Genomic DNA, 15910 nt, shown 5'->3' on the forward strand with positions numbered 1-15910 from the left:
GTCCCAAAAAATACAAAAAACGGCAACATCGAAAAAAGTTGCGCAGAAAATGGCGGCAAGTATCCGTTAAAGACGGGTGATGTTCAACACGTCACCGGACAGGCTGACCTGTACCCCGGCCCCCCACAGCGGATCGCGGCGCAGGTCTTCGGAGACCTTGTATTGCCCGGCGATCGAGACCATCTCGGCGGTCAGCTGCTGGCAGAAGATCCGCGCCCGGGTGTTGCCCTTGATCCCGGCCAGTGCCCGCCCACGCATTGCACCGTACACATGGATGTTGCCATCGGCGAGAAGTTCCGCACCCGGGCTGACCGACGACACCACGACCAGATCGCCGCCCTGGGCGTAGATCTGCTGGCCACCACGCACCGGAGTGGTGATGATCTTGGTCGGGCGGATAGTCGGCTCCGGCGGCGCAACGGATGCTGGCGCAGGCTCGGGCTTCTTCACTTCCGGCTCCGGCTCAAGCGGCCGCTCGCGGGCGCCGGAGGGCGGCAGCACCGGCAGGTCGATGGCGATTGCTGCGGCGATGTCTTCGATACGGCTGGCGCGGATGGCCAGGGTGCGCAGGCCATGATGGCGGCAGACGCGCATCAGCCCGGGCAGGTCGACCGCGCCTTCGCCGGCCGGAAGTTTGTCCAGGGCCAGCACCAGTGGGGTGTTGCTGAAGAAATTCGGCGCCTGGGCCACCTTGGCCGCCAACTGCCGGTCGAGGCCTTCGAGGTTGTTCCGGGCAAGCTCGAGCACGGTAATTGCGAGCATGCTGCCCTTGAGCTGGAACACGGGGTCTTGGTCTGGCGTTTGGGATTGGCTCATGGTCTGCATTAGGGCGGCTTGTTACGAAAAAGTGCCCAGACTTATAACGAGAACACCGGTTGGCCGCAACCCGTGCCGAACCGTTGTAGAATGCCCGGCCCTTGTCTTTCCGGAATCTTTAATGGATCGCCCGCGTTTTCGTCGTTACTTTCTGCACCCGCGCTTCTGGCCGCTGTGGCTGGGCCTGGGCCTGCTGTGGCTGATCGTGCAGCTGCCATACCGGGCATTGCTGGTGATCGGCCGTGCCCTGGGGGCGCTGATGTACCTGGTGGCCGGCGAGCGCCGCTACATTGCGGCGCGCAACCTGGAGCTGTGTTTCCCCGAGTTACCGTCCGTCGAACGGCAGCGTCTGCTCAAGGAAAATTTCGCTTCCACCGGCATCGCCTTCTTCGAAATGGCCATGAGTTGGTGGTGGCCAAAGGCCCGTTTGGCGCGCCTGGCGCACATCGAAGGGCTGGAGCACCTGCAGGCCGCCCAGCGTGATGGCCAGGGTGCCATCCTCATGGCCCTGCATTTCACCACCCTGGAGATCGGCGCCGCACTGCTGGGCCAGCAACACACCATCGACGGCATGTACCGCGAGCACGGCAACCCGGTGTTCGATTTCATCCAGCGCCGTGGCCGTGAGCGGCACAACCTCGATTCGCTGGCGGTGGAGCGCGAGGACGTGCGCGGCATGCTCAAACTGCTGCGCGCCGGCCGTGCCATCTGGTACGCACCCGACCAGGACTACGGCGCCAAGCAGAGCCTGTTCGTGCCACTGTTCGGCATTGAAGCGGCGACCGTCACCGCCACCACCAAGTTCGCCCGCCTGGGCAAGGCGCGGGTGATCCCTTTCACTCAGCAGCGCCTGGCCGATGGCAGCGGTTACCGGCTGGTGATTCATCCGCCGCTTGCGGATTTCCCCGGCGAGACCGAAGAGGCCGATTGCCTGCGCATCAACCAATGGATCGAAACCGTGCTGCGCGAATGCCCGGAGCAGTACCTGTGGGCGCATCGGCGCTTCAAGTCGCGCCCGCCAGGGGCACCGAAGCTTTACGAAAAACGGCGTTGAGGCTATCGCGGGTCAAGCCCGCTCCTACAGCTGTCTGTGGGAGCGGGCATGACCTGCGATGAACTCACCAACAATCCAGGAAGGTAAAATGGCTGAACCGATCACCGGCTTGATCCTCTCCGGCGGCGGTGCCCGCGCCGCCTACCAGGTCGGAGTGCTGGCCGGCATCGCCGACCTGCTGCCGCCCGGCGCCGCCAACCCCTTCCCGGTGATCGTCGGCACCTCGGCCGGTGCCATCAATGCCGTGACCCTCGCCAGCGGCGCCACTCACTTTGCCGACGCGATTCGCCGCCTGACCAGCTTCTGGCAGGGCTTTCGCAGCCATCAGGTGCTGCGCAGCGACTGGCCCGGGGTAATCCGCCAGGCCAGCCGTTTTGTCGGACACAGCCTGCTTGGTCTCGGCTCACCCGTACCGGTGGCGCTGCTCGACAGCTCGCCCTTGCGCACCTTGCTCAACCAGCACCTGGACCTGAACGGTATTGGCCACGCCATTGAGCAGCAGCACCTGCGCGCGGTGGCGGTGACGGCCTTCGGTTACGAATCCGGCCAGGCCGTGACCTTCTACCAGGGCCGAGGCGCCATCGACCCCTGGTTGCGCCACCGGCGTATCGGCCTGCCCACCCAATTGAGCGTCGAGCACCTGCTGGCAAGTTCGGCGATCCCGTTGCTGTTTGCCCCGGTCAAGCTTGGTGAGGAGTTCTTCGGTGATGGTGCGGTGCGCCAGTCGGCGCCGATCAGCCCGGCGCTGCACCTGGGGGCAAGCCGGGTGCTGGTGGTCGGGGTCAGCGGCAACCCGCAGCGGCCCAACGAAGGCGAGATGCGCCAGCGGATCTTCAGTGGTCAGCAGCCGAGCCTGGCGCAGATCGGCGGGCACATGCTCAACAGCACCTTCATTGACAGCCTGGAAGACGATATCGAGCTGCTGCAGCGGCTCAATCACCTCAGCCACCTGATGCCCGAACACCTCGAGCGTAGGCGCCTGGGCCTGGCGCCAGTCGATGTGCTGGTGGTTGCGCCGAGCCAGCCGCTGGACGAGATCGCCGCCCGCCACCGGCGTGAGTTGCCGGCGGCCCTGCGCTTGTTCCTGCGTGGCCCGGGGGCGACCAAGACCAGCGGCGCCGGGGTGCTCAGCTACCTGCTGTTCGAGGCCGGCTACTGCAGCGAACTGATCGAGCTCGGGCGCCACGACGCCTTGGCCAAGCGCCGCGAACTGTGTGGCTTCCTGGGCCTGCCGGCGCCCAACTGAAGCGGCTTACTCGGCGATCTGCAGCTTGCGTGCCTCGGTGTACACGTAGCGCACCTTCTCGTACTCGAACGGCGAGTTCAGCTGGCCATAGCGGAAGCTGGTGGTATAGCGCTTGTCGATACCGCGCAGTACCCACAGTTCCGGGTGGTTGCTGCTGACCTCGGCGACATTGAGGAAGTTGATCCAGTTCTCGGCGCTGTAGTCCACCGCCAGGCCACCGGTATCGCGCAGGTTCGACGGGCCGAGGATCGGCAGCATCAGGTATGGGCCATCAGGCACACCGTAGAAGCCCAGGGTCTGGCCGAAGTCTTCGCTCTGGTGCGGCAGGCCCATCTTGCTGGCCGGGTCCCACAGGCCGGCGACACCAATGGTGGTATTGAGCAGCAGGCGTGCGGTGATTTCCATCGAGCGCTTGCCCTTGAACTGCAGCAGGCTGTTGAGCAGGTTCGGCACATCGCCGACGTTGCTGAAGAAGTTACTCACGCCGCTGCGTACAAAGTGCGGGGTGATGTAGCGGTAGCCGTTGACCACTGGCAGGAACACCCATTGGTCGAAGCGGTAGTTGAAGTGGTAGATACGCCGGTTCATCGACTCCAGCGGGTCATAGACGTTCAGCGCCGCCAGGGTCGAGCGCTCGAACTCGCGCTGGTCGAGACCGGGGTTGAACTTGAGCGCCTTGAGCGGTTCGGTGAAGCCATCGGTATCGACCGGATCGGCTTCAATCACGCTGGCACGCGGCGCAGTTTCTTCGGCGGCCTGGGCCAGGCCACAGGCCAGCAGCGCGCTAATAATCAGTAGGCGTTTAACCACGGAAAAACTCCAGCATGTCGTCGCTGTTGACGCGGTAATTGAGGTTGCCGCAATGGCCGCCGTGGGGGTACAGGGTCAGGCGGTCACCAAAGGCGCTACGCAGGAAACCCAGGTCGCCGGGGCCGAGGATGACGTCGTCGGCGTTGTGCATCACGGCGATTTTCGGGCTCTTTTGCAGATAGTCCTTGAGGGCGTAGAGGCTCACCTGGTCGACCAGTTGCAGCAAGCTGCCACCGTCGGTGCGGGCGCGCCAGGTGGGGATCACCTGCTCGGTCAGGTAGCAGTCGAAGTCGCATTGCAGGGCGCGCTTGAAGAACGGTGTGAGGCTGCTGCCTTCGGTGATCGGGTACTTGGGCGGAATGATCAGGCCGCGGCGGTTGATCAGGTCGGAGGTAAAGGCGATGTCGGCCGCCGAGAAGCGGAACGAGGTGCCGATGATCATCGCCATCTGTTCATTGGACAGGTGCTGGCGCGACTGCTGGAAGTCATAGAGCAGGGCATCGTTGAGATCGATGTAGCCCTTCTGCTGGAAGTAGCGGGTCAACTTGTTGAGTACCAGCTCGTAGAAGGTGGTGCTGTTGTTCACGCCCTTGACCTCGGTCTGCACCAGCTTGTCGAGGTTGCTGATCGAGGTGTAGAGGTTGACCGGTGGGTTGAGCAGCAGCACGCGCTTGAAGTTGAAGCTGCGCCGGGTTTCGTCCAGGTGGCTGACGAAGGCCGCGTCCAGGGCGCCGAGGCTGTAGCCGCTGAGGTAGTACTCGCTGACCGGTAGGCGCGGGTGCTGGGCGCGCACGCCCTGCATGACCCGGTAGAGGTCTTCGGCGTCTTCGCTGCTGACCCCGGGGGTGGCGTAGCGCGAGGCGGCGGTGATGAAGTCGAAGCTGGTTGGCGACGACAGCTGCACCACGTGGTAGCCGGCCTTGTAGTAGAGCTTCTTCAGGTATTCGTTGATGCTGCTGGAGTAGGGCGCACCAGTGCCGGCGATCAGGAAGATCAGCGGCGCTTCGTGGTCCTGGCGGGCCAGGCGGTACTTGAGCTGCTTCACCGCCCAGAAATTGTCGGGCAGGGTGAAGGCCCGTTCCGGGCGCATGTTCAGGCTGTAGTCGGACTGGGTGATGTCGTCGTCGCTGGGCAGCTCCGGGCGTAGCTCCGGCGGCGTCGTGGCAATCGTCGCCTCGAACGGGTTGGTCAACGGATAGCCATAACTGGCAGCGTCGATGGTTTGTGCCCAAGCGCACGCACTCGAGATAAAGCCACCCAACAGGGCAGCGAGGCGCAGAGAACGAAGCATGACGGATCCCCAAAAATGCAGCAGCAAAGTGCGTTACGCAGGCTAGGACCATGGTGGCCCCGGCAAAGTTGCCTGGCGCTCCGGCATTTATCGTCCCAGATGTTGCCGCCGTCCATTGAGGATTCGCAACAATTGGTTCCATTTATCTACAGGACAAAGTAGCTGAGGCTGGCGCTTTTGCCTTGCATAGACGCCCCGGACGATTATGCTGGGCGCCGATTTTCATGTTTCTGGAGTGTCGCATGTCCCGCCGTTTACCGCTGATCGCTTTGCTGGTTTTCCTGCCCTTGTGGCTGGCGGCGAGCTATGGGCTGCGTTATGTGCTGATGGAAGATGCCCACTGGGTGGCGACCTGCGCCGACCAGGCACAACTGTGGGGCTGCCAGGCGCGCTCGGTGATGGGCTTGATGATTCACTTCAGGGTGCTGGCCTGGTCGGCTTTGGGTCTGGCGCTGCTGGCCATGCTGGTGCCGGGGCGCGCCGGCTGGCGCCTGGCGGTGGCGGCACTGGTGTGCGGGATTCCGGCGCTGGTGTTGTACACCGCAAGCATTGCCGTGTTTGCCGTGGTGCTGGCGGGGTTGCGGCTGGTACGGCGTTAGTTGTCTTATCGCGGGTCAAGTCGAGTCGTCGCACCGCCGCTCCCACAGTGATCTCTGTGGGAGCGGCGGTGCGGCGATCCGACTTGACCCGCGATGGCTCACTGCTGAACCCGAACCCTCAAGCTACGCCACAATGCCGCCACCATCAGCACGCTCACCCCGGCCCAGACCAGTGCCTGCTGGTTGCTCAGCCCTTCACAGAACAACTGCGGGGCAATGCCGCCACCGATGATCAACGCCAGCAAAGCCGCTTCGGCCCGGCGTGCCGCTACCGGCCGCAGCAGGTACACCACCGCCGGCAACAGCAAGGCCGGGCTCGGGAAGCTGCGATAGCGTGGGTCGAACACCAGCGCCAGCATACTCACCGCCGCCGCGAAACCGGCCGCCAGCAACCACCAGCCGGCACGCGCTTCAAGCCAGGCAAAGGCCCGCTCGCGCCAGCCCTGGCGCTGCGCCAGGGCCAGGGCCGCATGGGCCAGCACCAGCAAGTTCAGGCCCACCAGCAAAATCGCCCATAGCCATTCACCGGCAAAGCGGCTGTTGATACGCAGTTGCTCGCCCCACAGGCCCAGGCTGGCTGCACCCAGTGCCGCCAGCAGTGGCAACAGCAAGGCGCTGCGGGTGCCGCGCACGCGCCCGGCGAGCAGCAGAGTGGCGGCGAACAGCGCCACGCCAACGCCCAGCCACTCTGGCCAGAACGCCAGGTTACTCACCGGACCTTCAAGAATGCCCTTGTCATGGCGGTCGGCGTCATACAGGCCCCAATAGCCGCCCACGGCGCCTTCGCTGGCACGCTTCCAGGGTTGGTCGAAGGCTTCAATCAGGTTGTACTTCCAGCCCTGCTGTTCGGCCATGGCAACAAAACCACGGATGAAACGCGCCTCGTTGACCCGGCTGGGCAGGGCGGTTTCGCGCTGGCGGCCTTCGCTCGGCCAGCCGGTTTCACCAATGACGATATCCTTGGGCGCGAAGCGGTTGCCGAACACCTGGCGAATCTCGCCCACGTGCACCAGGGCATCGTCGATGCTCTTGGGTTCATCTTCCCAGTAGGGCAGCAGGTGAATGGTCAAGAAGTCTACCGTCGGGGCGATCTGCGGGTGCTGCAGCCAGAACTCCCAGACATCGGCGTAGGTCACCGGCACGCTGACCTGGCTTTTCACCTGGTTGATCAGCGCCGCCAGTTGCGGGCCGGTGACTTCCTTGCGCAGCAGGGTTTCGTTGCCGACGATCACCGCCTTGACCACATCCGGGTTGGCATTGGCCGAGGCGATCAGGGCCTTGACCTCTTTTTGCGAATCCACCGGATTGGCGTTGATCCAGGCGCCGAGCATGACCTTCAGGCCGTGCTTGCGAGCCAGGTCCGGGATGGCTTCAAGGCCGGTCATCGAGTAGGTGCGAATGCACTCGAAACGTTGGGCGAGCAAGGCCAGGTCTGCGTCCATGCGCGCCGGGCGCAGCTGGAACGGCTGGTCGAACGGCGATTGGTCCTTGTCGAACGGCGTGTAGGAGGCGCACTGCAGCTTGTGCGAAGCGCTAGCCGCATCCGGCAGCACCACCGGTTTGCCCAGGCCGTACCACAGCCCTCCCAGGGCGAACAGGCCCAGCAGGCAGGCGAACAGGTAGGGTAGGAGCGGGAAGCGCGCAGTCGAGGGCATGGATCGGACCGTCTGGGAACAAAGCCGTCAATAGTACCCGCAAATGGCGCCGGCCAAAGCCTTGGGCTACAAAGTTAACCAGGGTGGATGTTGCTTGATGTAACGATCTGCGTTGCTGGCGATGTGATGTCGTTTCTCGTTGCCTTGAGGTCGTTACCAGAGCAGGTCAGCGGCCATGCGCGGTTGATGATGCAGCTTCCGTGACGTGACGAGGGGATGCTTGGATGAAAATGCGACGACTCCTGGGGGTGGGCACCGCCCTGGTAATGGCCATTGGCGCGGGGCAAGCGCTGGCCAAGGAAGTGAGCATCGGCTATGTCGATGGCTGGTCCGACAGTGTGGCGACCACCAACGTCGCCGCCGAAGTCATCAGGCAGAAACTCGGCTATGACGTCAAACTGCAGGCCGTGGCCACCGGCATCATGTGGCAGGGTGTGGCCACCGGCAAGCTCGATGCCATGCTCTCGGCCTGGCTGCCGGTAACCCATGGCGAATACTGGACCAAGAACAAGGACAACGTGGTCGACTACGGCCCCAACTTCAAGGATGCCAAGATCGGCCTGATCGTCCCCGAGTACGTCAAGGCCAACTCCCTGGCTGATCTGAAGACCGATGACAGCTTCAAGAAGAAAATCGTCGGCATCGACGCAGGCTCCGGCGTCATGCTCAAGACCGACCAGGCCATCAAGGACTACGACCTCACCGGCTACAAGCTGCAAGCCAGCTCCGGCGCGGCGATGACCGCAGAACTGGGCCGCGCCTATGCCAAGCAGCAATCGATCGCGGTGACCGGCTGGGTGCCGCACTGGATGTTCGCCAAGTGGAAGCTCAAGTTCCTTGAAGACCCCAAAGGCGTGTATGGCGCCGCCGAAACCGTCAACAGCATCGGCAGCAAGGAGCTGGACAAGAAGGCGCCGGAAGTGGCGGCGTTCCTGAAGAAGTTCCAGTGGCAGTCCAAGGATGAAATCGGCGAGGTCATGTTGGCCATTCAAGAGGGTGCAAAACCCGAAGCCGCGGCCAAGGACTGGGTGGCCAAACACCCCGAGCGCGTAGCCGAGTGGACCGCTAAATAATGGCCTAAGGCTTCTATCTGGCACCTTCCAGGGCCGCGACAGCGAAAACGCTGTCGCGGCCCTTGTCGTTTCAGGCTGTTACCGAATCGGTAAAAGAGTTTTGCATCTAAGACTAAGGTCGTCTGGAGTGCGTTCGAAGGCAGCATAAAGTGGAGTGGGTTCTACCTAATCTGTGCTGCGAGGACAAAAACAATGAACGACAGCATTTACCTATCGATACAAAACAGCCCGCGGTTCAAGGAGCTGGTTTCAAAACGCGAACGTTTCGCCTGGATTCTCTCGGCGATCATGCTCGGTCTCTACGCCGCCTTCATCCTGTTGATTGCCTATGGCCCGCATATCCTCGGTGCCAAGCTCAGCCCTGACTCGTCGATCACCTGGGGTATTCCCCTCGGTGTCGGTCTGATCATCTCGGCCTTCATCCTCACGGCCATCTACGTGCGTCGCGCCAATGGCGAGTTCGACGAGATGAACAAGGCGATCCTCAAGGAGGCTCAGCAATGATCCGGCGTCTACTGGCAACCCTGGCCTTCGGCGTTTTTGCACCCGCCGTCTGGGCCGCTGACGCCCTCACCGGCGCGGTGCAGAAACAACCCTTGAACGTCTCGGCGATCGTCATGTTCGTCGCTTTCGTCGGTGCCACCCTGTGCATCACCTACTGGGCGTCCAAACGTAACAAGTCCGCCTCCGACTACTATGCCGCCGGCGGGCGCATCACCGGTTTCCAGAACGGTCTGGCGATTGCCGGCGACTACATGTCGGCCGCCTCTTTCCTGGGTATTTCCGCCCTGGTGTTCACCTCTGGCTACGACGGCCTGATCTACTCGATCGGCTTCCTGGTCGGCTGGCCGATCATCCTCTTCCTGATCGCCGAGCGCCTGCGCAACCTGGGTAAATACACCTTTGCCGACGTCGCCTCGTACCGCCTCGGGCAAAAAGAAATCCGCACCCTGTCGGCCTCCGGCTCGCTGGTGGTGGTGGCTTTCTACCTGATCGCGCAGATGGTCGGTGCCGGCAAGCTGATCCAGCTGCTGTTCGGCCTGGACTACCACGTCGCGGTGATCCTGGTCGGCATCCTGATGTGCATGTACGTGCTGTTCGGCGGCATGCTCGCGACCACCTGGGTCCAGATCATCAAGGCCGTGCTGCTGCTCTCCGGTGCCAGCTTCATGGCGCTGATGGTGATGAAGCACGTCAACTTCGACTTCAACGCGCTGTTCTCCGAGGCGATCAAGGTTCACCCCAAAGGTGAAGCGATCATGAGCCCGGGCGGCCTGGTCAAGGATCCGATCTCGGCGTTCTCGCTGGGCCTGGCGCTGATGTTCGGTACCGCCGGCTTGCCACACATCCTGATGCGCTTCTTCACCGTCAGCGACGCCAAGGAAGCGCGCAAGAGCGTGCTGTACGCCACCGGCTTCATCGGCTACTTCTACATCCTGACCTTCATTATCGGCTTCGGCGCGATCCTGCTGGTCAGCACCAACCCGGAATTCAAGGACGCCGCCGGCGCCCTGATCGGCGGTAATAACATGGCAGCGGTGCACCTGGCCGACGCCGTGGGTGGCAGCGTGTTCCTCGGCTTCATCTCGGCAGTGGCCTTCGCCACCATTCTGGCAGTGGTTGCCGGCCTGACCCTGGCCGGTGCCTCGGCAGTGTCCCACGACCTGTATGCCAGCGTGATCAAGAAGGGCAAGGCCAACGAGAAGGATGAGATCCGCGTCTCGAAGATCACCACTGTCTTCCTTGGCGTGCTGGCAATCGGCCTGGGTATCCTGTTTGAGAGCCAGAACATCGCCTTCATGGTCGGCCTGGCGTTCTCCATCGCCGCCAGCTGCAACTTCCCGGTGCTGCTGCTCTCGATGTACTGGAAGAAGCTGACCACCCGTGGCGCCATGATCGGCGGCTGGATGGGCCTGATCAGTGCCGTGGCGCTGATGATCCTCGGCCCGACCATCTGGGTGCAGATCCTCGGTCACGAGAAGGCGATCTACCCGTACGAGTACCCGGCGCTGTTCTCGATGCTCATTGCCTTTGCCGGTATCTGGTTCTTCTCGATCACCGACAAGTCCAAGGCTGCCGATGATGAACGCGCACTGTTCTTCCCGCAGTTCGTGCGCTCGCAGACTGGCCTGGGTGCCAGCGGTGCGGTGTCTCACTAAGTTATAACCGCGTATGAAAAGGCAGCCCTTGGGCTGCCTTTTTTATTGCGTTTAAATCTTGCCGAGTAACAACAGGATCAACAGGATGATCAGCACGGTACCGATGATGCCGGACGGCCCATAACCCCAACTTCTGGAGTGCGGAAAGACGGGTAAGCCACCGATCAACAGCAGAATCAGGATGATGATAAGTATGGTGCCCATGGCAGTTTCCTTGTTTGGCTTGAGAAGTAGGCGTTACGCTGCAATCCATCTCTTCGGTCATGTATTTCATGCCCGCCTGTTAATTCCGACTGCTGCCAGTGGCTAAAAGTTTTATCGCATCGAAACGTGCCACTTTCACCGCTGTTTGCCCCGGCCATTCAGCATCCTGATACAGCGTGGGCGGCGGCGCTGCCTTCGCTACACTGGCCTGAACTTTCCAGAACAGTACAAGGCTGCCTGCTATGCAAAAGCGCATGATGATCACCGGTGCCGGCTCAGGGCTTGGGCGCGAAATTGCCTTGCGCTGGGCGCGTGAGGGTTGGCAATTGGCCCTGGCCGATGTCAACGAGGCTGGCCTCAAGCAAACCCTGGCACTGGTGCGTGAGGCGGGCGCCGACGGCTTCGTGCAGCGCTGCGATGTGCGCGACTACAGCCAGCTCACGGCGCTGGCCCAGGCCTGTGAAGAAAAGTTCGGCGGCATCGATGTGATCGTCAACAACGCCGGTGTGGCCTCGGGTGGCTTTTTCGCCGAGCTGTCGCTGGAAGACTGGGACTGGCAGATCGCAATCAACCTGATGGGCGTGGTCAAGGGCTGCAAGGCCTTCCTGCCGCTGCTCGAGCGCAGCAAGGGCAAGATCATCAACATTGCGTCGATGGCAGCCCTGATGCAGGGCCCGGCGATGAGCAACTACAACGTCGCCAAGGCCGGGGTGCTGGCCCTGTCGGAAAGCCTGCTGATCGAGCTGCGCCAGCAGGAGGTTGCGGTGCACGTGGTCTGCCCGTCGTTCTTCCAGACCAACCTGCTCGAATCGTTCCGTGGCCCGACCCCGGCGATGAAAGCCCAGGTCGGCAAGCTGCTGGAAAGCTCGCCGATCAGCGCCGCCGATATCGCCGATTACATCCACCAGCAAGTGGCCGCCGGCGAGTTCCTGATCTTGCCCCATGAACAGGGCCGTGAAGCCTGGAAGCTCAAGCAGCGCAACCCGCAGGTGCTCTACGATGAAATGGCCAGCATGGCCGAGAAAATGCGCGCCAAGGCCCGGCCGTCCCAGGCTTGAGCCGCGGCATCAGGTATTCTTGGCCATCCCTGAAACAGCCTTGAGTGCCTGGTGTGATCAATTACCTGTGGTTTTTCCTCGCGGCGGTCTTCGAGATCGCCGGTTGCTACGGCTTCTACATGTGGCTGCGCCTGGGCAAGAGCGGGTGGTGGATTGCCCCGGCCTTGCTCAGCCTGACCCTGTTCGCACTGATCCTCACCCGGGTCGAGGCCGCTTACGCCGGGCGCGCCTATGCCGCCTATGGCGGCATCTATATCGTCACTTCGCTGTTGTGGTTGGCGCTGGTCGAGCGGGCGCGGCCGCTGGGCAGTGACTGGATCGGTGCGCTGCTGTGTGTGTTGGGCGCCAGTATCATTGTCCTGGGGCCACGCTTGCAGAGCGCTTGAGTGAGCGAGAACTCAGAAAATCTGTAGGCAAAGTCGTCTGAAAATGTGAGACCTGTCTAATTCGCCGCAGGAGCATTGAAGGCGTCCGGCACCCGGTGCAGTCTCCGAATTCCCTGATTTGTGGAGGATCGGAGCATGTTGGTAATAGGCCGCGAAATAGGCGAAATCATCGCCATTGACGATCACATCAAGATCAAGGTGTTGTCGGTGGAGGGCAATACTGTGCGCTTTGGCATCAGTGCGCCGCGGCACGTCGAAGTGCACCGGGCGGAGATCTACAAGCGCATTGTCGAGCAGTTGGCCAAGCAGACCGGCTGAATCACTCGAGCAGTTCCTTGGGCACGTCGTGCTTGGCCAGCAACTGGCATTGCTGGCTTTCAAGGTCGAACAGAATGAACGCCTGTTTTTTTGCCAGCGCCTGGCGCACCCGCAGCACGCGGGTTTCCAGCGGGGTGTCGTCACCGTTGTCGGTGCCATCGCGGGTGACGAAATCCTCGATCAAACGGGTGAGGGTTTCGGCTTCCAGTTGGTCGTAGGGAATCAGCATGAACAGGACAGGTCTGGCGAAAAGGTTCTGCCATGCTACGCGAAACCTGCCCTGGCTGTGTAGGCGCTAGTTTTTGTTGCCGACCAGGCTGTCGACTGCCGGCACACGGGTATCGCTTTCCATCTGCGCATCGTGCTCAAGCTGATGGCTGAAGCTCTCCAGCGAATTGCCGGTGGCTTGCGAGTCGCTGGCGAACACCGGCGGGCTGAGCAGGTAGGCGGTCAGCAGGCGGCTCAGTGCGGCGAGGCTGTCGATATGGGTGCGCTCGTAGCCGTGGGTGGCGTCGCAACCGAAGGCCAGCAGGGCGGTACGGATGTCGTGGCCGGCGGTGATCGCCGAATGCGCGTCGCTGAAGTAGTAGCGGAACACATCGCGCCGTGCCGGCAGCTCGTGCTCGCGGGCAAGCTTGAGCAGGTGACGGGACAGGTGATAGTCGTAGGGCCCGGCCGAATCCTGCATGGCCACGCTGACCGCGTGCTCGCTGGAATGTTGCCCGGGCGCTACCGGGGCAATGTCAATGCCGACGAATTCGCTGACGTCCCAGGGCAGCGCTGCGGCGGCGCCGGAGCCGGTTTCTTCAGTGATGGTGAATAGAGGGTGGCAGTCGATCAACGGCTGCGCGCCGCTTTCAACCACGGCCTTGAGCGACGCCAGCAACGCCGCGACACCGGCCTTGTCATCCAGGTGGCGGGCGCTGATATGGCCGCTCTCGGTGAACTCCGGCAGCGGGTCGAAGGCGACGAAGTCACCGATACCAATCCCCAGCGATTCGCAATCGGCGCGGGTGGCGCAATAGGCGTCCAGGCGCAGTTCGATATGTTCCCAGCTGACCGGCATCTGGTCGATGGCGGTGTTGAATGCGTGCCCGCTGGCCATCAGCGGCAACACGCTGCCGCGCAGCACGCCGGTGTCGGTGAACACGCTGACGCGGCTGCCTTCGGCAAAGCGGCTGGACCAGCAACCCACCGGCACCAGCGACAGCCGGCCGTTGTCCTGGATGGCCCGCACGCTGGCGCCAATGGTGTCCAGGTGCGCGGAGACCGCACGGTCCGGCGAGCTCTTGCGGCCCTTGAGGGTGGCGCGGATGGTGCCGCGGCGGGTCAGCTCGAAAGGGATGCCGAGCTCTTCCAGGCGCTCGGCCACATAACGCACGATAGTGTCGGTAAAGCCGGTGGGGCTGGGGATGGCGAGCATTTCCAGCAGGACTTTCTGCAGGTACTTGAGGTCGGGTTCGGGGATCTGTTCTGGCATGCGAACTCCTGTGCTTAGGGCGCCGGTCGACTGTGCGGGAACAGCAGGTCGACGAAGCGCTCGGCAGTCGGTTGTGGTTCATGGTTGGCCAGGCCGACCCGTTCATTGGCTTCGATGAACACGTAGTCGGGCTGGTCGGCGGCCTTGACCATCAGGTCCAGGCCCACCACCGGAATGTCCAAGGCGCGGGCGGCGCGGACGGCGGCGTCTCCCAGCACCGGGTGCAGGCGCTCGGTGACGTCTTCCAGGCAGCCGCCGGTGTGCAGGTTGGCCGTGCCGCGCACGGCCAGGCGCTGGCCGGCGGGCAGCACGGTGTCGTAGTCGACCCCGGCGGCGTGTAGCGTGCGTTGGGTTTCGTGGTCCAGCGGGATACGGCTTTCACCACCGGTGGCCGCCTGGCGCCGACGGCTCTGCGCCTCGATCAGGGCACCGACGGCGTGCTGGCCGTCGCCAACGATCTGCGCCGGGTGGCGGATGGCGGCGGCGACCACTTCGAAGCCGATGACCACGATGCGCAGGTCGAGGCCGGCGTGAAAGCTTTCCAGCAGTACGCGGCTGTCGAAACGCCGGGCGCTTTCTACCGCTTCGTTGATCTCATCGAGGGTGGTCAGGTTGACCGCCACGCCGTTGCCTTGCTCGCCGTCCAGCGGCTTGACTACCACCGCGCCGTGGTCCTCGAGAAAGGCCAGGTTGTCATCGGCATTGCCGGCCAGTTGCTGGGCTGGCACCTGCAAGCCCGCTGCGTTCAGAGCCCTGTGAGTCAGGCTCTTGTCCTGGCACAGGGTCATGCTCACGGCGGTGGTCAGGTCGCTCAGCGATTCACGGCAGCGCACCCGCCGCCCGCCATGGTTGAGGGTGAACAGGCCGGCGTCGGTATCGTCGACCTGGACGTCGATGCCGCGCCGGTAAGCCTCTTCGACGATGATCCGCGCATAGGGGTTGAGCCCGGCTTGCGGGCCTGGGCCAAGGAACAGCGGCTGGTTGATGCCATTCTTGCGCTTGACCGCAAAGGTCGGCAGGTTGCGAAACCCAAGCTTGGCGTACAGGCGCTTGGCTTGGCGGTTGTCGTGCAGCACCGAGAGGTCGAGGCAGGTCAGGCCGCGGCTCATGAAGTGCTCGATCAAATGGCGCACCAGCACTTCGCCGACGCCCGGGCGCGTGCACTGCGGGTCCACCGCCAGGCACCAAAGGCTGCTGCCGTGCTCCGGGTCGGCAAAGGCCTTGTGATGATCAAGGCCCATGACGCTGCCAATGATCGTGCCGCTGTCTTCGTCTTCGGCCAGCCAATACACCGGCCCGCCCTGGTGGCGTGGGGTCAACAGCTCGGGGTCGATCGGCAGCATACCGCGGGCCTGGTACAAGGCATTGATCGCCTGCCAGTCGCTGTCGCTCTGCGCTCGGCGGATGCGAAAGCCGCGAAACACTCGCTGCGCCGGACGGTAGTCGCTGAACCACAGGCGCAGGGTGTCGGACGGGTCGAGAAACAATTGCTGCGGGGCCTGGGCCAGCACCTGCTGCGGCGCCGCCACGTACAAGGCGATATCGCGCTCGCCGGGGCATTCGTCGAGCAGGGCGCTGGCCAGGCTGGCCGGGTCGGGGTAGGTGTGACCGATCAGCAACCGTCCCCAGCCGCAGTGCAGCGAACGCGGCTGGTCGTGCGGTTCGCTGCCATCGCCGGCCAGTTGCGCCTGCAGGCGCTCATAGGACGGCACCTGGCCACGCAGCAGGCGCTGACCATAGGGTGAGGCATGGGCTTTCATC

Annotated in this window: 17 protein-coding genes; 9 read left to right on the forward strand and 8 right to left on the reverse strand. The window is 63.1% G+C overall.

The window, feature by feature from the left end; translation table 11 throughout:
* Nucleotides 1-66 precede the first annotated feature (66 nt).
* Nucleotides 67-816 carry a septum site-determining protein MinC gene (minC, locus tag F8N82_RS04420; RefSeq protein WP_371857216.1) on the reverse strand — a complete coding sequence of 250 codons (750 nt, stop codon included), beginning with the start codon at nucleotides 814-816 and terminating at the stop codon, nucleotides 67-69.
* Nucleotides 817-937: 121 nt separating this feature from the next.
* Here minC and F8N82_RS04425 point away from each other — a divergent pair, with 121 nt between their 5' ends.
* Together F8N82_RS04425 and F8N82_RS04430 are read left to right on the forward strand one after the other, a co-directional pair.
* Nucleotides 938-1870 (forward strand): lipid A biosynthesis lauroyl acyltransferase, encoded by a 933-nt coding sequence (locus F8N82_RS04425; protein WP_038994003.1) that lies wholly within the window; start codon nucleotides 938-940, stop codon nucleotides 1868-1870.
* Nucleotides 1871-1958: 88 nt separating this feature from the next.
* Nucleotides 1959-3116 (forward strand): patatin-like phospholipase family protein, encoded by a 1158-nt coding sequence (locus tag F8N82_RS04430; RefSeq protein ID WP_038994004.1) that lies wholly within the window; start codon nucleotides 1959-1961, stop codon nucleotides 3114-3116.
* A gap of 6 nt (nucleotides 3117-3122) precedes the next feature.
* On the opposite strand, the gene F8N82_RS04435 is transcribed toward F8N82_RS04430, so the two are convergent.
* Nucleotides 3123-3926 carry an MlaA family lipoprotein gene (locus F8N82_RS04435; protein WP_038994005.1) on the reverse strand — a complete coding sequence of 268 codons (804 nt, stop codon included), beginning with the start codon at nucleotides 3924-3926 and terminating at the stop codon, nucleotides 3123-3125.
* Complete coding sequence (locus F8N82_RS04440; RefSeq protein ID WP_038994006.1) at nucleotides 3919-5217, reverse strand: hypothetical protein; 1299 nt, start codon at nucleotides 5215-5217, stop codon at nucleotides 3919-3921. Before F8N82_RS04440 ends, F8N82_RS04435 begins: the two co-directional genes overlap by 8 nt.
* A gap of 242 nt (nucleotides 5218-5459) precedes the next feature.
* Here F8N82_RS04440 and F8N82_RS04445 point away from each other — a divergent pair, with 242 nt between their 5' ends.
* The gene (locus F8N82_RS04445) at nucleotides 5460-5816 is read left to right on the forward strand and encodes a hypothetical protein (RefSeq protein ID WP_038994007.1); all 357 of its coding nucleotides are present in this window, start codon (nucleotides 5460-5462) and stop codon (nucleotides 5814-5816) included.
* 98 nt (nucleotides 5817-5914) lie between these two features.
* On the opposite strand, the gene F8N82_RS04450 is transcribed toward F8N82_RS04445, so the two are convergent.
* The gene (locus F8N82_RS04450) at nucleotides 5915-7471 is read right to left on the reverse strand and encodes a beta-1,6-glucan synthase (protein WP_038994008.1); all 1557 of its coding nucleotides are present in this window, start codon (nucleotides 7469-7471) and stop codon (nucleotides 5915-5917) included.
* A gap of 224 nt (nucleotides 7472-7695) precedes the next feature.
* Here F8N82_RS04450 and F8N82_RS04455 point away from each other — a divergent pair, with 224 nt between their 5' ends.
* The 3 genes from F8N82_RS04455 (at nucleotide 7696) to F8N82_RS04465 (ending at nucleotide 10703) form a co-directional block, all read left to right on the forward strand.
* Entirely contained in the window at nucleotides 7696-8544 is an 849-nt protein-coding gene (locus F8N82_RS04455; protein ID WP_038994009.1) for a glycine betaine ABC transporter substrate-binding protein, read from the forward strand.
* Between the two features lie 192 nt (nucleotides 8545-8736).
* Complete coding sequence (locus F8N82_RS04460) at nucleotides 8737-9048, forward strand: DUF485 domain-containing protein (RefSeq protein ID WP_038994010.1); 312 nt, start codon at nucleotides 8737-8739, stop codon at nucleotides 9046-9048.
* Nucleotides 9045-10703 carry a cation acetate symporter gene (locus F8N82_RS04465; protein WP_038994011.1) on the forward strand — a complete coding sequence of 553 codons (1659 nt, stop codon included), beginning with the start codon at nucleotides 9045-9047 and terminating at the stop codon, nucleotides 10701-10703. The genes F8N82_RS04460 and F8N82_RS04465 overlap by 4 nt, the downstream gene beginning before the upstream one ends.
* Nucleotides 10704-10754: 51 nt before the next feature.
* On the opposite strand, the gene F8N82_RS04470 is transcribed toward F8N82_RS04465, so the two are convergent.
* Nucleotides 10755-10907 (reverse strand): DUF3309 family protein, encoded by a 153-nt coding sequence (locus F8N82_RS04470; RefSeq protein WP_010224169.1) that lies wholly within the window; start codon nucleotides 10905-10907, stop codon nucleotides 10755-10757.
* Between the two features lie 242 nt (nucleotides 10908-11149).
* Here F8N82_RS04470 and F8N82_RS04475 point away from each other — a divergent pair, with 242 nt between their 5' ends.
* The 3 genes from F8N82_RS04475 to csrA all read left to right on the forward strand — a co-directional run bounded on the left by F8N82_RS04475 (nucleotide 11150) and on the right by csrA (nucleotide 12669).
* Nucleotides 11150-11965: an SDR family oxidoreductase gene (locus F8N82_RS04475; RefSeq protein WP_038994012.1), complete on the forward strand. Its 816-nt coding sequence runs from the start codon at nucleotides 11150-11152 to the stop codon at nucleotides 11963-11965.
* A gap of 53 nt (nucleotides 11966-12018) precedes the next feature.
* Nucleotides 12019-12351, forward strand: a complete 333-nt coding sequence (locus F8N82_RS04480) for a YnfA family protein (protein ID WP_038994013.1) — start codon at nucleotides 12019-12021, stop codon at nucleotides 12349-12351.
* 135 nt (nucleotides 12352-12486) lie between these two features.
* Nucleotides 12487-12669 (forward strand): carbon storage regulator CsrA, encoded by a 183-nt coding sequence (gene csrA / locus F8N82_RS04485; protein WP_038994014.1) that lies wholly within the window; start codon nucleotides 12487-12489, stop codon nucleotides 12667-12669.
* 1 nt (nucleotide 12670) lies between these two features.
* Here the strand turns inward: csrA and F8N82_RS04490 are convergent, their stop codons facing one another.
* From F8N82_RS04490 to ngg, 3 genes are all read right to left on the reverse strand, one after another.
* Nucleotides 12671-12898, reverse strand: a complete 228-nt coding sequence (locus F8N82_RS04490; RefSeq protein ID WP_038994015.1) for a YheU family protein — start codon at nucleotides 12896-12898, stop codon at nucleotides 12671-12673.
* Between the two features lie 66 nt (nucleotides 12899-12964).
* Nucleotides 12965-14149 carry an osmoprotectant NAGGN system M42 family peptidase gene (locus F8N82_RS04495; RefSeq protein ID WP_038994016.1) on the reverse strand — a complete coding sequence of 395 codons (1185 nt, stop codon included), beginning with the start codon at nucleotides 14147-14149 and terminating at the stop codon, nucleotides 12965-12967.
* Nucleotides 14150-14163: 14 nt separating this feature from the next.
* Complete coding sequence (ngg, locus tag F8N82_RS04500) at nucleotides 14164-15909, reverse strand: N-acetylglutaminylglutamine synthetase (RefSeq protein WP_038994017.1); 1746 nt, start codon at nucleotides 15907-15909, stop codon at nucleotides 14164-14166.
* Nucleotide 15910: the final 1 nt, after the last annotated feature.

It is taken from the genome of Pseudomonas fluorescens (genome assembly GCF_902497775.2).
Taxonomy (GTDB): domain Bacteria; phylum Pseudomonadota; class Gammaproteobacteria; order Pseudomonadales; family Pseudomonadaceae; genus Aquipseudomonas; species Aquipseudomonas putida_F.

Bases quoted from the DNA above. Each gene is read 5' to 3' on its own strand.
- minC (WP_371857216.1), bottom strand. From the start codon at position 816: ATGAGCCAATCCCAAACGCCAGACCAAGACCCCGTGTTCCAGCTCAAG.
- F8N82_RS04470 (WP_010224169.1), bottom strand. From the start codon at position 10,907: ATGGGCACCATACTTATCATCATCCTGATTCTGCTGTTGATCGGTGGC.
- csrA (WP_038994014.1), top strand. From the start codon at position 12,487: ATGTTGGTAATAGGCCGCGAAATAGGCGAAATCATCGCCATTGACGAT.
- F8N82_RS04475 (WP_038994012.1), top strand. From the start codon at position 11,150: ATGCAAAAGCGCATGATGATCACCGGTGCCGGCTCAGGGCTTGGGCGC.
- F8N82_RS04460 (WP_038994010.1), top strand. From the start codon at position 8,737: ATGAACGACAGCATTTACCTATCGATACAAAACAGCCCGCGGTTCAAG.
- F8N82_RS04430 (WP_038994004.1), top strand. From the start codon at position 1,959: ATGGCTGAACCGATCACCGGCTTGATCCTCTCCGGCGGCGGTGCCCGC.
- F8N82_RS04495 (WP_038994016.1), bottom strand. From the start codon at position 14,149: ATGCCAGAACAGATCCCCGAACCCGACCTCAAGTACCTGCAGAAAGTC.
- F8N82_RS04425 (WP_038994003.1), top strand. From the start codon at position 938: ATGGATCGCCCGCGTTTTCGTCGTTACTTTCTGCACCCGCGCTTCTGG.
- F8N82_RS04490 (WP_038994015.1), bottom strand. From the start codon at position 12,898: ATGCTGATTCCCTACGACCAACTGGAAGCCGAAACCCTCACCCGTTTG.
- F8N82_RS04465 (WP_038994011.1), top strand. From the start codon at position 9,045: ATGATCCGGCGTCTACTGGCAACCCTGGCCTTCGGCGTTTTTGCACCC.
- F8N82_RS04445 (WP_038994007.1), top strand. From the start codon at position 5,460: ATGTCCCGCCGTTTACCGCTGATCGCTTTGCTGGTTTTCCTGCCCTTG.
- F8N82_RS04455 (WP_038994009.1), top strand. From the start codon at position 7,696: ATGAAAATGCGACGACTCCTGGGGGTGGGCACCGCCCTGGTAATGGCC.
- ngg (WP_038994017.1), bottom strand. From the start codon at position 15,909: ATGAAAGCCCATGCCTCACCCTATGGTCAGCGCCTGCTGCGTGGCCAG.
- F8N82_RS04450 (WP_038994008.1), bottom strand. From the start codon at position 7,471: ATGCCCTCGACTGCGCGCTTCCCGCTCCTACCCTACCTGTTCGCCTGC.
- F8N82_RS04440 (WP_038994006.1), bottom strand. From the start codon at position 5,217: ATGCTTCGTTCTCTGCGCCTCGCTGCCCTGTTGGGTGGCTTTATCTCG.